This window comes from Salegentibacter holothuriorum (assembly GCF_900168045.1).
Classification (GTDB): Bacteria; Bacteroidota; Bacteroidia; order Flavobacteriales; family Flavobacteriaceae; genus Salegentibacter; species Salegentibacter holothuriorum.
Genome location: NZ_FUYY01000001.1, coordinates 652963 through 669059, shown reverse-complemented (window position 1 = coordinate 669059; position 16097 = coordinate 652963). Strand labels below are relative to the sequence as shown.

Annotated in this window: 14 protein-coding genes; all 14 read left to right on the top strand. The window is 35.7% G+C overall.

The window, feature by feature from the left end; translation table 11 throughout:
• Nucleotides 1–52 precede the first annotated feature (52 nt).
• The 14 genes from B5X51_RS03020 to B5X51_RS02955 all read left to right on the top strand — a co-directional run bounded on the left by B5X51_RS03020 (nt 53) and on the right by B5X51_RS02955 (nt 16092).
• Nucleotides 53–1309 (top strand): sulfate adenylyltransferase subunit 1, encoded by a 1257-nt coding sequence (locus B5X51_RS03020; RefSeq protein WP_079719388.1) that lies wholly within the window; start codon nt 53–55, stop codon nt 1307–1309.
• A 548-nt stretch (nt 1310–1857) separates the two neighbouring features.
• Entirely contained in the window at nt 1858–2853 is a 996-nt protein-coding gene (locus B5X51_RS03015) for an SDR family oxidoreductase (RefSeq protein WP_079719386.1), read from the top strand.
• A 21-nt stretch (nt 2854–2874) separates the two neighbouring features.
• Nucleotides 2875–3597 carry a GNAT family N-acetyltransferase gene (locus tag B5X51_RS03010; protein ID WP_079719384.1) on the top strand — a complete coding sequence of 241 codons (723 nt, stop codon included), beginning with the start codon at nt 2875–2877 and terminating at the stop codon, nt 3595–3597.
• The gene (gene rffA, locus B5X51_RS03005) at nt 3594–4736 is read left to right on the top strand and encodes a dTDP-4-amino-4,6-dideoxygalactose transaminase (protein ID WP_079719383.1); all 1143 of its coding nucleotides are present in this window, start codon (nt 3594–3596) and stop codon (nt 4734–4736) included. The genes B5X51_RS03010 and rffA overlap by 4 nt, the downstream gene beginning before the upstream one ends.
• A gap of 42 nt (nt 4737–4778) precedes the next feature.
• A complete protein-coding gene (locus tag B5X51_RS03000) occupies nt 4779–6065 on the top strand; it encodes a nucleotide sugar dehydrogenase (protein ID WP_079719381.1) in 1287 nt (428 codons plus the stop codon).
• Between the two features lie 419 nt (nt 6066–6484).
• A complete protein-coding gene (locus tag B5X51_RS02995) occupies nt 6485–7879 on the top strand; it encodes a UDP-glucose 6-dehydrogenase (protein WP_079719380.1) in 1395 nt (464 codons plus the stop codon).
• A gap of 9 nt (nt 7880–7888) precedes the next feature.
• Complete coding sequence (locus tag B5X51_RS02990; protein ID WP_079719378.1) at nt 7889–8893, top strand: NAD-dependent epimerase; 1005 nt, start codon at nt 7889–7891, stop codon at nt 8891–8893.
• 14 nt (nt 8894–8907) lie between these two features.
• A complete protein-coding gene (locus B5X51_RS02985; protein WP_245828692.1) occupies nt 8908–10698 on the top strand; it encodes an ABC transporter ATP-binding protein in 1791 nt (596 codons plus the stop codon).
• 11 nt (nt 10699–10709) lie between these two features.
• On the top strand, nt 10710–11726 hold the full coding sequence (gene pseB, locus B5X51_RS02980) for a UDP-N-acetylglucosamine 4,6-dehydratase (inverting) (protein WP_079719377.1): 1017 nt from the start codon (nt 10710–10712) through the stop codon (nt 11724–11726).
• Between the two features lie 3 nt (nt 11727–11729).
• Nucleotides 11730–12935, top strand: coding sequence for a UDP-4-amino-4,6-dideoxy-N-acetyl-beta-L-altrosamine transaminase (gene pseC / locus B5X51_RS02975; protein ID WP_079719375.1), 1206 nt, complete (start codon nt 11730–11732; stop codon nt 12933–12935).
• The gene (locus B5X51_RS02970) at nt 12904–13758 is read left to right on the top strand and encodes an aldo/keto reductase (RefSeq protein WP_139374823.1); all 855 of its coding nucleotides are present in this window, start codon (nt 12904–12906) and stop codon (nt 13756–13758) included. The genes pseC and B5X51_RS02970 overlap by 32 nt, the downstream gene beginning before the upstream one ends.
• Nucleotides 13743–14639: a Gfo/Idh/MocA family oxidoreductase gene (locus tag B5X51_RS02965; RefSeq protein ID WP_079719373.1), complete on the top strand. Its 897-nt coding sequence runs from the start codon at nt 13743–13745 to the stop codon at nt 14637–14639. Before B5X51_RS02970 ends, B5X51_RS02965 begins: the two co-directional genes overlap by 16 nt.
• A complete protein-coding gene (locus B5X51_RS02960; protein ID WP_079719372.1) occupies nt 14636–15394 on the top strand; it encodes an SDR family oxidoreductase in 759 nt (252 codons plus the stop codon). Before B5X51_RS02965 ends, B5X51_RS02960 begins: the two co-directional genes overlap by 4 nt.
• A complete protein-coding gene (locus tag B5X51_RS02955; protein WP_079719371.1) occupies nt 15379–16092 on the top strand; it encodes an acylneuraminate cytidylyltransferase family protein in 714 nt (237 codons plus the stop codon). The genes B5X51_RS02960 and B5X51_RS02955 overlap by 16 nt, the downstream gene beginning before the upstream one ends.
• The last annotated feature ends 5 nt before the right edge of the window (nt 16093–16097 follow it).

Sequence of the window (16097 nt, the reverse complement as noted above, 5' to 3'; positions counted from 1 at the left end):
ATATATCCTTTTTAATCCTCCCCTTTGGGGAGGTTGGGAGGGGCTTATTAATATGGAAATAAACAACAACCAACTATTACGATTTACCACTGCCGGAAGTGTAGACGATGGGAAAAGCACTTTAATTGGTCGGCTTTTGTATGACTCTAAATCGATCTTTGAAGATCAACTTGATTCAATAACGGCGACAAGCGCAAAAAAAGGACACGATGGTATTGATATGGCATTGTTTACCGATGGTTTAAGAGACGAAAGGGAACAGGGCATTACCATAGATGTTGCCTACCGTTATTTCACTACGCCAAAACGTAAATTTATTATTGCAGATACCCCTGGGCATATTCAATATACCCGAAATATGGTGACCGGAGCTTCTACGGCTAATGCCGCGGTTATTTTAATAGATGCCCGGCACGGAGTTATAGAACAGACCAAGCGCCATTCGTTTATAGCTTCATTGCTGAATATCCCGCACCTTATTGTGTGTATTAATAAAATGGACCTGGTAGATTATTCAGAGGAAGTTTACAGCAAAATTATTGGACAGTTTGAGGAGTTTTCATCTAAGCTTTTGATGAAGGATGTTCGTTTTATTCCGATTAGTGCTTTGCTTGGAGATAATGTGGTAAATCGCTCGGAAAAAATGGAGTGGTATCAGAACGGCACTTTGCTTAGCACTTTAGAAAATTTATATATCAGTAGTGATATCAATAAAATAGATGCAAGATTCCCGGTGCAAACAGTTTTGCGCCCGCAAAGTGAAGAATTTAGGGATTATAGAGGTTATGCAGGGAGAATTGCTAGTGGTGTTTATAAGGTAGGAGATGAGGTGTCTGTATTGCCATCCGGCTTTGAGTCAAAAATAAAATCTATTAATGCAGGAGAAAAGGAAGTGGAGGTAGCTTATGCTCCCATGAGCGTTTCTATGGTACTTGAGGACGATATAGATGTTAGTAGAGGGAATATGATTGTAAGAAAAAGCAATCAGCCTGAATTGGAACAGGAATTTGATGTGATGTTGTGCTGGTTAAATAATGATTCGGCAAAACCCAGAGCTAAATACACGATTAAGCATACCTCTAATGAAGAGCGGGCAATGATTAAAGAAGTAGTTTATAAAATGGATATCAATTCTTTTAAAAGGGACACCGAAGATTCCAGTTTGAGCATGAACGATATCGCTCGAGTGAAAATTAGAACGACCCGCAGATTGATGTTAGATACTTATAGAGATAATCGTAATACAGGAAGCATCATCCTAATAGATGAAAGCACTAACGAAACCGTAGCTGCAGGGATGGTGGTGTAGGTGGGTGGTAAATTCGTGATTCGGTACTTGTCATTGCGAGACCCGTTTTTCAAGGGTTGTGGCAATCCTTTTTTTAAATTTAGGATATGTTACGTGTTCCAAGTTGTGGGTTGCGTGTCATTGCGAGACCTGTTTTTTACAGGTCGTGGCAATCTCTTTTTTGCAAGTAGAATATGTTGCGTGTTTTAGGCGGTGGGGACACCAGCCACGAATCCACCAATATTTTAAGAAATTGCACCTTGTTTTTTACAAAAAATAAAAGCTCTTTCCCTTTTTTTAAGGGAAGGTGGCATATCTTAGATGTGACGGAAGTGTTTCTGGCGCAGCCATTACCCGAGCTAATGGTGTAAATCACATAGAAATATTGTGATTTTTTTTAAGTTATCGCTGAATTCAAACAGATTGACTAAAGTGATTTCAAGAGAGGTTTTCAAAACTGTCTTTCAAACAATTCTTAACGTTTTTAAAGCTTTAAGGTTTCTTTAGCAATAGGCTCATAAAGAAATTCTATCTTTGCCGCCGATAAAAAGTTTAACTAAAATTCTCAAATGACTGAATTTCAGGAGAAATTAGAAAATAAGAAAGTTCTCGTAACCGGAGGAGCAGGGTTCATTGGCTCCAATTTATGTGAAACTTTAATAGGCTTAAATGCAAAAGTAGTCTGTTTAGATAATTTTGCTACCGGCCATAAACATAATCTAGAGGTAATTAAAAACCACGAGAATTTTAAGTTGATTGAGGGGGATATTCGTGATTTGGAAACTTGTCACAAAGCTTGTGAAAATGTAGATTATGTGTTACACGAAGCAGCTTTGGGTTCTGTGCCAAGATCTTTGGCCGATCCTATTACCAGTAATGAAGTAAATATTTCAGGATTTCTAAATATGTTGGTGGCTGCTAGGGATGCCGATGTAAAAAGATTTGTGTATGCCGCAAGCTCTTCTACTTATGGAGATTCAGAAAAACTTCCTAAAATTGAAGACGAAATAGGAAAGCCTCTTTCGCCGTATGCAATTACCAAATATGTAAATGAATTATATGCCGATATTTTTCAGGATGCCTATCAATTAGATACCATAGGATTAAGATATTTTAATGTCTTTGGAAGAAAGCAGGACCCCAATGGAGCTTATGCTGCTGTAATCCCGAAGTTTGTGATGCAATTTATGAAACACGAAAGCCCGTTGATTAATGGCGATGGCACTTATTCAAGGGATTTTACCTATATCGATAACGTAATTCAAATGAATTTACGAGCGCTTACTTCAGAAAATAAAGAGGCGGTAAATGAAATTTATAATACGGCTGTTGGGGATAGAACCAATTTGGTAGAGCTCACTCAATTACTGAAAAAATATCTTTCTGGGTTTGATCCCAAGATTGCCAATGTGGAAGTAAAACACGGGCCTAATAGAGCAGGCGATATTCCACATTCTTTGGCTTCGGTTGAAAAAGCGAAAATTTTGCTTGGTTATAATCCAAGTCATAAAATTGATGATGGTTTGAAGGAAGCCGTTTCCTGGTATTGGGAAAATTTGAGATAAGTTGTTCTGTCTGTTGAATGTATGCAAAAGAATTTTGAAATATTAGACTGGGATTCCCAATTTTTTGGAAGTAAAATTGCCAGAATAAACTCAAATATTTCACAAAAGCATTATCAACAAGCAATATTAGAACTTTATGGTGAGGCCGTGGATTTAGTCTATTTTAATTCAGCTTTCGAGCTAAAGGAAACAGCATATTATTCTGTTCTAAAAATTGACGAGATGGTTGAGCTTTCCAAAGAATTAAAATTTAAAAAAAAGTTTCACCCAAAAATAAAGTTCTTTGACCAGCCCAATGCAACACCAGGGATGAAAGAGCAGGTAAAGCGAATAGCACGACAAAGCAGATTTTATTTCGACAATAATATTGAAAAATCCAAAGTGTATGAGCTGTATGATATTTGGTTGGACAAGTCGGTAAATAAGAAAGGAGCAGATGCTGTTTTGGTTTACGAAGACAATGCTGAAGTTAAAGGTTTTGCAACTATAAAACGTATTGAAAATGGAACGGGGATAATTCCGCTTATGGGAGTGGAGGCTAAAAGCGAAGGCAAAGGAATATCGTTTATGTTAATGGAAGCTATAGAAACTTATCTGTTAGAAAATAACTGCAAGATTTTGAAGAGCACCACCCAGGCTAAAAATATAAAAGCTTTAAAAGTTTATGAACGTTTTGGTATTCAATGTAAAAGTAGTTATGCAATTAACCATTTATGGAGAAAACCTAATAATCTGATAGGATGATACCTTTTAACTTACCATATATCACAGGAAATGAGATAAGCTATATATCTGATGCTTTGGCTTCGGGTTCGCACGCCGGAAATTATAATTATAATAACCGGGTAAAAGATCTTATATTCCAAAAATATGGTTTAGAAGGCGTTTTTTTGACACCATCCTGTACTGCGGCTCTTGAGATGGGAGCTTTATTGGCAAATATTCAACTTGGGGACGAAGTAATATTGCCTTCATTTACTTTTAGTTCTACCGCCAATGCTATACTTATTTTTGGTGCTAAACCGGTTTTTTGCGAGATAAGGCCTTCAGATATGAATATAGATGTTTCTCAAATTGAAAAGCTGATTACTCCCAGGACCAAAATGATAATCCCTATTGATTATGCTGGCGTTCCTTGTGATATTGATGAAATAATGATAATCGCAGAAAAATATAATTTAACAGTAATGCAGGATTGTGCTCAATCTTATGGTTCATTATATAAAGGTGAAATAAGCGGTGAAAAAGCCCATCTTGCTTGCTATAGTTTTCATGATACTAAAAATTTTAGTTGTGGAGAAGGTGGTGCTTTGGTTGTGAATAAACCTGAATGGCGGGAACGCGCAGAATATATGGCCGAAAAAGGTACAGACCGCACTAAAGTTATTGATGGATTGCAAAATAAATATTCGTGGATAGAAAAGGGTTCAAGTTATCTTTTGTCTGATATTTTAGCAGCAATGTTATTAGCTCAGTTAGAGAAAGAAGAGGAGATTAAAGAAAAACGAAAAATTATTTACGATACTTATTTAAGTAAACTAAAAAAATATGAGTCACAAGGCTATTTTGTGATTCAGCATTTTGAAGAGTATAAAAAAACTAATTATCATTGCTTCTGGTTAATTTTCAATTCTAATAGGGAGCGGGAATTGTTTATTGATCTTATGAAGCGCAAAGGGATAGCTGCTTATTCAAGTTATGTGCCGCTTCATTCCTCTAAGATGGGCCTGCAATTAGGTTATAAAAAGAACGATTTGCCCTTAACCGAAGATCTTGCCGGTCGCCTGGTTCGTTTGCCGCTTTACCCTAATTTAAAAACAGAAGACTTAGAATCTGTAATAAAAGCTACAGAAGAAGTTTTAAATGAATTTAAAGCAGCATAGTTTAAAAATTTTAAAAAATATATTAGCAGAAAATATTAAATAATGAGTAATAAAAAAATAGCAATAATAGGCCTTGGATATGTTGGCTTGCCCCTGGCAAGACTTTTTGCTACTAAATATCCTGTAGTTGGTTTTGATATCAATAAAGCCAGAATTAAAGAACTAATGAGTGGTCATGATTCAACATTAGAGGTAGAGGATGATATTCTACAGGCTGCTTTAGTTCAAAAGGAAGAATTACAGAATAAGAACGGTTTATACTGTTCTGCTGATCTTGAAGATATAGCAGATTGTAATTACTATATTATTACCGTCCCAACCCCTGTTGATAAAAATAACCGGCCAGATCTTACTCCGCTGTACAAAAGCAGTGAGACCGTAGCAAAGGTTCTCAAAAAAGGAGATATCGTTATTTATGAATCCACGGTTTATCCGGGTGTTACCGAAGACGAATGTGTACCCGTATTAGAGAAACATAGCGGACTTAAATTCAACACAGACTTTTTTGTTGGTTATTCCCCGGAAAGAATTAATCCGGGTGATAAGGAGCATACTGTAGATAAGATTTTAAAAGTTACCGCTGGTTCTACTCCAGAGATTGGAAAAAAGGTTAATGAACTTTATGCAGAAGTAATCACTGCCGGAACCCACCTGGCTCCCACTATAAAAGTTGCTGAAGCAGCTAAAGTTATAGAAAATTCTCAACGGGATATTAATATCGCTTTTGTGAATGAACTGGCAAAGATCTTCAATATGATGGGGATAGATACCCAGGATGTTTTGGAAGCTGCCGGTACCAAATGGAATTTCCTTCCGTTTAAACCCGGACTTGTGGGTGGTCATTGTATTGGAGTAGATCCATATTACCTGGCTCAAAAAGCCCAGGAAATAGGTTACCATCCAGAAATAATTCTCGCCGGACGAAGAATGAATGATTCTATGGGACAATATGTAGCTTCGGAAGTTGTTAAGCTTATGTTGCAAAATGACCAGAAGGTTAAAAACTCAAATATTCTTGTATTGGGAATTACCTTTAAAGAAAATTGTCCTGATGTTCGTAATACTAAAGTCGTGAATGTGATAAAAAACCTAAAGGAATACGGGACGAATGTTACTATTTATGATCCGCTGGCTAACCCAGAGGAAGTAAATCACGAATATGGACTAAAAACTGTTAAAGAGCTTCCAAAAGAAAAGTATGATGCAGTAGTCCTGGCTGTGGCGCATAAAGAATTTTTGGAAATGAACCTGGATCAGTTGAAAAACGGGAGTACCGTTGTGTATGATGTGAAGGGAGTGCTTGGAGATAGGTGTGATAAGAAATTGTAAGCCCCCCAGCCCCCAAAGGGGGAGGATATATTGTGATGGAGTAATGTTATGATGAAGTGACATTGTAAAGAAGTGATGAAGTTAAAAATCAAAATATTATTGAATCGTCATGCTGAACTTGTTTCAGCATCTAACATAAATGGGACTTAATGTCGATCTTAGACCCTGAAACCCGTTCAGGGTGACGTCTAAAACATGAAATATGGTTGATTATTGATACCTAATAAAATAATATATTTCAGAAGATGTTCTGAAAACAAAACGAATTAAGGTAGAATCTTGCCTCAGATTAATAAATGGCTATATCAAATATTTAAGAAATAGGAGTAAGGAATAAATGTAGGTTGATTTCAAATAGTTTAGGAGGCGGATTCCAATTAACTATTTAACCAATTAACCAATTAACCAATTAACTAACAATGAAGATTAAGAATATATGTTGCATAGGCGCAGGTTACGTAGGAGGACCAACAATGGCGGTAATCGCGCAGAAATGTCCTGAAATCAATGTTACTGTTGTAGATATAAATGAAGAAAGGATTGAGGCCTGGAATGATGAAGATGTAGAGAATATTCCAATTTACGAACCTGGTTTATCACAAGTTGTTAAAGAAGCACGTGGTAGAAATTTATTTTTCTCAACCGATGTGGATTCAGCGATAGATAAAGCTGATATGATCTTTATTTCAGTAAATACTCCTACCAAAACCTACGGAATTGGAAAGGGAATGGCAGCTGATCTTAAATATATCGAACTTTGTGCCCGTCAAATCGCCAGGGTCTCTAAGACCGATAAAATTGTGGTTGAAAAATCTACTTTACCGGTACGTACCGCCGAAGCTTTAAAGAATATTTTAGATAATACCGGCAACGGAGTGAACTATCAAATTCTCTCTAACCCCGAATTTTTAGCCGAAGGTACAGCGGTAGATGACCTTATGAATCCAGATAGGGTGCTTATAGGTGGAGATATCGATACGACTGAAGGAAAAGAAGCTGTGGAAGCCTTAGTTGATATCTATGCGCACTGGATTCCCCGCGAACGTTTGCTCACTACCAATGTTTGGTCTTCTGAATTGTCGAAACTTACTGCAAATGCCTTTTTAGCGCAACGGGTTTCCAGCATAAATGCGATGAGTGAACTCTGTGAAAAAACCGGGGCCGATGTAAATGAGGTTTCTAAAGCTGTGGGAATGGATTCCAGGATTGGGGCAAAATTCCTTAAATCTTCGGTTGGTTTTGGAGGTTCTTGCTTTCAAAAAGATATTTTGAACCTGGTATATATTTCCAAATCTTTTGGCTTACACGAAGTAGCCGATTACTGGGAGCAGGTTATATTAATGAACGACCATCAGAAAAGAAGGTTTGCGGCTAAGATCGTACAAACCTTATTTAATACGGTCTCCGGTAAAAAAATAGCTATTTTAGGTTGGGCCTTTAAAAAAGACACCAATGATACTAGGGAATCGGCGGCTATTTATGTGGCAGACTATTTGTTGAATGAACAGGCCGAGATCGTAGTGTATGATCCGAAAGTAAAAACAGAACAGATCTATGCCGATTTAGATTATTTAAATACCCGTTCAACTGAAGAAAATAGAGCCAGGGTAACAGTGGTAAATGCGCCTTATAAAGCAACCAAGGATGCTCACGCGGTAGCGGTGTTAACTGAATGGGATGAATTTAAGGAATTAGACTGGCAAAAAATATATAGCGAAATGTTAAAACCTGCCTTTTTGTTTGATGGAAGAAGGTTGTTGGAAAGAAAATCCAAGGAAGAATTAGGTTTTGAGTTTTATGCAATTGGGAATTAAAAGAAAGTTATGAGAATTTTAGTTACAGGAGCAGCAGGTTTTATTGGCTTTCACCTATCTAAAAAATTAGTGGAGTTAGGACATGCCGTTGTTGGTGTGGATAACATCAATGATTATTACGATACTCAATTAAAATATGACCGTTTAAATGAATTAGGTATTTCCCAAAAAAATGGAATAGATTTTAATGAACTTTGCAATAGTGAAAAATTTGAAAACTTTGAATTTATAAGATTAAACCTTGAAGATCGGGAAAATCTTCCGAAATTTTTTGACTATTATCAATTTGAAAAAGTTATTAACCTTGCGGCACAGGCGGGTGTTCGTTATAGTATAGAAAACCCGGAAGCTTATATAGATAGTAATTTAGTAGGCTTTGCAAATTTGCTGGAATGCTGCCGAAATTATAATGTAAAGCATTTAATCTATGCCAGTAGCTCTAGTGTATATGGACAAAATGAAAAAGTACCTTTTTCTGTAAACGATAATGTAGATCATCCAATTAGTTTATATGCTGCTACAAAGAAGAGCAATGAGTTGATGGCTTATACCTATAGTCACCTGTATGATTTTAAATGCACAGGCTTAAGATTTTTTACTGTTTATGGACCTTGGGGTAGACCAGATATGGCTATGTTTTTATTTACTGATGCTATAATAAACGAGAATCCAATCAAGGTGTTTAATAATGGTAATCAGGAAAGAGATTTTACCTATATAGATGATATTGTTGCTGGAGTAGTTAAGATCGTAGATGCGAAGAATAATAAAGGATATTCGCTTTATAATATTGGGAATAGTAAGCCGGTAAGACTGATGGATTTTATAGAAGAAATTGAAGAACAATTGGGAACTGAGGCCGAAAAGAAAATGTTACCTATGCAAGCCGGAGATGTCAGTAGAACATGGGCAGACGTAGAATCGTTAAAGCAGGATTTCGATTATAGCCCACATATTTCAATGAAAGATGGGGTAAAGAAGTTTATAAGCTGGTATAAAAAATATTATTTATAGTAAAGTTAAAAATTTTGATAAAAAAAATCATAAATAAATACTTTGAAAGCTTTGCCTATTTCTACTCTTTTTTAGGATACAGGATTTTTATCATAATTGCTTTAAGCATTTTTATAGGGGTTTTGGATGGCTTTGGGCTAACAATGTTTTTGCCATTGCTCCAAATGGTTAGTGATTCAGGAGCTGTTGATCCAGAGGATTTGGGTAGATTAAGTTTTTTGATCGACTTTTTCAACTATGTAGGGATTCCCTTAAGTTTAATGTCTATTCTTTGTTTAATGTTGTTCTTCTTCTTTGGGAAAGGAATCATGCAATATATAGCTGGAATTTATAATGTTTATGTACGGGAATGGTTTATTAAGAAACTGAGAATTCAAAATATAAAAGGTTTAAACAATCTGGCTTATAAATATTTTGTTATGTCTGATGTAGGACGAATTCAAAATACATTAACAGGTGAAGTGGATAGGGTTGCAGCATCCTATTTCAACTATTTTAAGGCATTTGAGTATGGTATTTTAGTTGTTGTCTATATGGGATTTGCATTTACAATAAATGCTGAATTTGCAGTTTTGGTTTCCGTAGGAGGAATTTTAACAAATTTCTTATATACTAAGCTTTATAAAAACACAAAGGGGATTTCCCGATCATTGACCGGAGAAAATAACGTTTTTCAAAGTTTGATCATTCAAAATGTTGCCAATTTTAAATATCTTAAGGCTACGGGATCACTAAATAAATATGGAGAAAAACTGGAAGATTCTGTTTTGAAAATTCAGGAAAGCAATAAAAAAATAGGTAAGTTGGATGCACTGCTTACTGCCGGGAGAGAACCGATTTTGATTAGTGTTGTTGTACTTGTGATTTTTATACAAACTTCTTTTTTAGGGTCTGCTCTTGGTCCAATTTTGATAAGTTTATTGTTTTTTTACAGAGCATTAAATTATTTAATGCAAATGCAGGCTAGATGGAATAAATTCCTTGCAGTTTCAGGCTCCCTGGAAAACATGACTGCATTTGGGAAGGAACTTAGGGCAAACCAAGAAATTACAGGTGATATTGATTTTATTCAACCAATTGAAACTATGGAACTTTCAAATGTTTCATTTTATTATAATCAAACCCCCATTTTAAAGGATATTTCTTTAAAGATTAACAAAAAAGAAACTATAGCATTTGTTGGTGAAAGTGGGAGTGGGAAGACCACTTTGGTTAATATAATAGCCGGGCTACTGCCTATAGATAGTGGGGGTCTTAGATTGAATAATTTAAATAGCCTGGACATTAATCTTGATGATTTACAAAAAAAAATCGGGTATATTACCCAGGATCCTGTTATCTTTAATGATACCCTATACAATAATGTTTCTTTCTGGGCTGATCAAAATAAATTCAATAAAGATAAATTTTGGGAGGCTGTAAAACGAGCTGCAATTTTTGATTACATTAATGATTTGCCGGAAAAGGAAAATACGATTCTCGGTAATAATGGGGTTAATTTAAGTGGTGGCCAAAGACAACGCATTTCTATTGCCAGGGAATTATTTAAGGATGTGGAAATTTTAATATTGGACGAAGCCACTTCAGCACTTGATTCTGAAACTGAAAAAGCCATTCAGCATAATATAGACCAATTAAAAGGTGATTATACCATATTAATAGTGGCCCATCGTATTTCCACCATCAAAAATGCTGACAGGATTGTAGTAATGAAAAATGGTGAAATATCAAATATAGGTGGATTTTACGAGTTGATTGATCAATCTCCCTATTTTAAAAAATTAGTTGAATTGCAAGAAGTTTAAAAGAATATAATATGACAGATTTGAAAGATAAATCAATATTGATAACAGGAGGTACCGGCTCTCTAGGAAAAGCTTTAACCTCGCATATATTAAAGAATTTTCCTAAAGTAAAAAAGCTCGTTATATTTTCCCGAGATGAACAGAAGCAGTTCGAGATGGCTCAAGATTATCCCGCGACAGAGTTTCCTCAAATCCGTTTTTTTATTGGAGATGTAAGAGATGAAGCGAGAGTAAAAAGAGCTTTAAAGGGAGTAGATTATGTTATTCATGCAGCAGCTATGAAACATGTTCCTATTGCTGAATATAATCCTATGGAATGCGTGAAAACAAACATTATGGGTGCTGAGAATATAATTAATGCCTGTCTTGAAACAAGTGTAGAGCGAGTTGTAGCACTTTCCACGGATAAAGCTGCTGCTCCTATAAATTTATACGGAGCCACTAAATTGGCTTCTGATAAATTATTTGTTGCTGCTAATAATATAACCGGTTGGAATCCAATCAAATTTTCTGTAGTTCGCTATGGTAATGTAATGGGCTCCAATGGCTCAGTAATTCCATTTTTTCTTAAAAAGAAAAAAGAAGGAGTGTTGCCTATTACCGATCCAACCATGACAAGGTTTAATATTTCTCTACAAGGAGGAGTAGATATGGTGATGCACGCTTTGGAACATGCCTGGGGAGGGGAAATATTTGTGCCTAAAATTCCTTCTTATAAAATCACCGATATTGCGGAAGCCATCGGTCCAAATTGTGAAAAGCCTGTAGTAGGAATTCGACCCGGAGAGAAAATTCACGAAGAAATGATCACAGATTCTGATTCTTATTATACTTATGATTTAGGAAAATACTACACTATTTTACCGGCTACCCATAAGTGGAAGTTAGAAGATTTTGTTGCTAAATTTAATGCTAAGAAAGTAGCGCCTGGTTTTCAATATAATTCAGGAGAAAATGAAGAGTGGGAAACAGTCGAAGATCTTAGAATTTTAATTAAAGAACACGTTGATCCAAACTTTGAAGTATAATCTATGAATAATCCAATTCCATACGGTCGCCAAAATATTACAGAAGAAGATATTGAAGCGGTCGTGTCCACTTTAAAGTCAGATTACCTTACACAGGGTCCTAAAATTGCTGAGTTCGAAGAAGCTTTCGCAAACTATGTTGATTCTAAATTCGCAGTTGCGGTTTCAAATGGTACTGCTGCGCTTCATCTTTGTGCCCTTGCATTAAATGTAAAACAAGGAGATAAGGTGATAACCACGCCAATTACGTTTGCTGCATCAGCCAATTGTGTACGCTATTGTGGAGGGGAAGTTGTATTTGCAGATATAGACCCGGAAACTTATCTTCTGGATATAGATAATGTGCGTAAACTTTTGGAAGCTGAACCTAAAGGCACTTACAAGGGAATTGTTCCTGTTGACTTTGCCGGAAGAGCAGTAGACCTGGAAGCATTTAGGAAACTTGCTGAAGAGTATGATATATGGATAATAGAGGATTCATGTCATGCTCCTGGTGGTTTTTTTGCTGATTCTAAAAATCAAAAGCAATTTTGCGGAAACGGGAACTTTGCCGATCTGGCAATTTTTTCTTTTCATCCCGTAAAACATATCGCTTGCGGAGAAGGAGGAATGATTACTACAAATAATGATAAACTTTACGAGAAGCTTCTTCAGTTAAGAACTCATGGCATCGTAAAGGATGATAATAAATATAAGAATTCCATAGATTTTGCGGTTGGTTCTTCTGTCAGTTCGAGCGGAGTCGAGAATTATCCTAACTGGTATATGGAGATGCAAGATTTAGGCTATAACTACCGATTAACAGATTTTCAGGCGGCATTGGGAAGCAGCCAGCTAAAAAGAGCGGAAGAGGGGATAGAGAAGCGCCGAGCTTTAGCTACGAAATATCAGGAAGCATTTAAAAATAAAAATTTTATAAAAGGACAGTCGGGAGTAGTTGAAGGGCATGCTTATCATTTATATATTCTTAAGGTTGAAAATAGATTAGGACTCTATAATTATTTAAGGGAAAATAAAATTTTCGCACAAATTCATTATATCCCCTGTCATTTAATGCCCTATTATCGCAGTTTGGGATGGGAGGAAGGCGATTTGCCTGTCGCAGAGCAGTATTATAAAAACTGCATAAGCTTACCTATGTTTCCTAGTCTAACCGAGGATGAGCAGGAATTTGTAATTGAAAAGATTAATTCATTTTATGGAGATTAGTGAGAAACTAGGTTTAGGAACTGTCCAGTTTGGTCTCCCTTATGGGATATCTAATAATGCCGGTCAAACTGCTTCAGATGAAGTTGGTAAAATACTTGAAATTGCTAAAGCTTATAAGGTAGACGTTTTAGATTCGGCAAGTGCCTATGGAAATTCTGAGAATGTTCTTGGCCAAAACGATCTTTCTTCTTTTAAGATGATTTCTAAGTTTATGCCACCTCAGGATGAATCAATCTCAATTCAACTTGAAAATAGCTTAAAAATTTTAGGTCTTAACTCTTTATATGGCTACCTGGCTCATCGTCCCGGTGAGATTTTAAAAGATCCCGGGCAATGGAAAGAGTTGCAAAAATTTAAGGAAACGGGTAAAGTTCAAAAAATTGGTTTTTCGCTTAACGAACCGGAAGAATTAGTACACCTATTGGATAAAAATTTTTTTCCTGATCTGGTTCAGGTACCTTTTAATTATTTTGACAGAAGATTTGAAACATCTGTAAAAGAACTTAAAAATAAAGGTTGTGAGATTCATACAAGATCAGCTTTTTTGCAAGGTTTGTTTTTTATGGACCCACGGAAGCTAGATGACTTTTTTAATGAAGTGAAGCCTATAATTACTAATCTACAGGACGAGAAGCCACTAAACGGAGCTCTTTTAAAATTTGTACTTGAAAAATCATATATAGATAAAGTAATTATTGGGGTAGAAAATGAAAGACAATTAGTGCAAAACATAGAAAGTTTAGATACAGCTTCATCTTTGCCGGAATTAGAACGTAAAATAAGTGATAACATTTTAATACCTTCCAAATGGCCAAAAAATTAAATATAGGAGTAATTGGTATGAGTGAAGGGAACGGTCATCCTTATTCCTGGAGCGCCATCTTTAATGGTTATAACAAAATACCAATGCAGGATTGTCCTTTCCCTGCGATCCCTGATTATTTATCTCAACAAAACTTTCCTGAAGATGGTTTAAGTGAATTGGGAAAGGTTACTCATATCTGGACTCAGGATATAGAGATTTCTAAGCATATTGCTGCTGCTTCTAAAATTAAAAATATAGTTGAAAAACCAGAGGAATTAATCGGTAAGGTTGATGCTATTCTTTTAGCTCGTGACGATGCAGAAAATCATTTCAAAATGGCGCTTCCTTTTATAAAAGCCGGTCTTCCGGTTTTTATTGATAAACCATTGGCTTTATCGGTGGAAGAAGCTGAGGAAATATTAAATGAACAGCAATTTGAAAATCAGATTTTTTCCTGTTCTTCTATTCGTTTTGCTCAGGAATTAAATTTAACCAGGTCTGAAAAGGAAGAGATAGGGAAAATAGTGCACATTGAAGCAGCTATACCTAAAAAGTGGGATACTTATGCTATCCACCTTATCGAACCCGTAGTGGCACGACTTCCTCACAGAGGCGCCTTAATAAATGTTCAAAGCTTACACAGTAATTCTATTGCCAACTGCCTTGTGGAATGGGAAAATGCTACCGCATATCTTAAAGTAACCGGAAAAATACCTGTTTCGGTGGGTATTACTTTTTACGGAGAAAATGGGATTGTTACAAAGGAATTTAAAGATTCTTTCACATGTTTTAAAAAATCCCTTCATAGGTTTGTAAATGTAGTACAGGACAAAGAGAAAAATATTAGTAGGGAAGAAACATTAGAAATAATTAAAATCCTGGAAAAAGGAAGAAGATGAAAAATATTTTAATTACAGGAGGCAGCGGAAAAGTAGGGTTTCAGCTGGTAAAACACTTTTTAGAAAAAGAATTTACAGTTATAACTACTACAACTAATAAGGAACGTTTTTTTAATGGTAAGCAAAAAGAATTAGGTGATTATAACCTTGATACTTTAAAAGTAATTGAGGTTGATTTTAATACAGAGGATGCGGTAAATATTATAATAGAATATTTGAAAAGCAGAAATCTTTTGCTAACTGATATAATCCATAACGCGCGTTCATTAAATTTTCTAAAAATGGAAGAGGATAAAACAATATCCAGTGAAAATTTTTCAGGAGAATTTTATATGAATGTAGTCTTTCCATATCAGTTGTCCATGGCGGTTAAAAATCAAATGGCTCATAAGTTAGAGAATATTGTTTTTATCTCATCTATGTATGGGGTAGTAGCACCCACCCCGGCGCTTTATGATGATTTCGAAAATTCCTCTGCTATTCATTATGGAGTTTCGAAAGCAGCTCAAATTCACCTTGCCAAGGAGCTAGCAGTACGTTTGGCTCCTGAAATAAGAGTTAATTGTGTGAGTTTTGGTGGAATAAAGGGTAGAACGGACAAGAATTTTGAGAATAGGTATAAAAATCTTACTCCACAACATAGAATGCTAGAAGAAGAAGACGTGATAGGTCCTGTTGATTTTCTAATTTCTAAAAGCTCTAAAGATATGACGGGTCAAAATTTAAAAGTTGATGGAGGATGGACAATTTGGTAAATAAAAAAATAATTGCAGTTATACCTGCCAGAGGTGGCTCTAAAAGGATACCAAAAAAGAATATAGTCAATCTTAATGGCAAGCCAATGATAGCCTGGACTATAGAAGCAGCATTGAAATCAAAATATATAGATGAAGTTTTGGTGAGCACCGACGATGAAGAAATAGCGGAGATTGGAAAAGATTATGGTGCGAAAGTTCCTTTTTTAAGAAATGCTAATGCAGATGACCATTCTCCTATAAGTTTGGCGACTGTTAGAGCGCTTAAGCAATGGGAAGAAAGTGGCCTGGAAAAACAGGAAGTGGTAGTACAATTAATGGCTAATTGCCCGTTAAGGGATAGTAACGACATCGATGAGGCTATTGAAAATTTCTTTCAAAACAATTTAGATTTTCAAATTAGCTGTTTTAAATATGGTTGGATGAATCCCTGGTGGGCTCATAAATTGGCTGCTAGTGGAAAAGCTACTCCGGTTTTTGAGGAAAAGGAAAGAATGAAAAGATCCCAGGACCAGCCAGATTTGTATTGTCCTACTGGCGCTATTTGGATAGCAAAAAAAGATAGCCTTTTTAAAACTGAAACCTTTTATGGAACGAACTATTCATTTTTTCCTGTTCACTGGATTAAAGCTATAGATATAGATGAACATGAAGATTTAGAAATGGCCAAGTATTTTATGAAGAATCCTCAGAATTAAAGTGA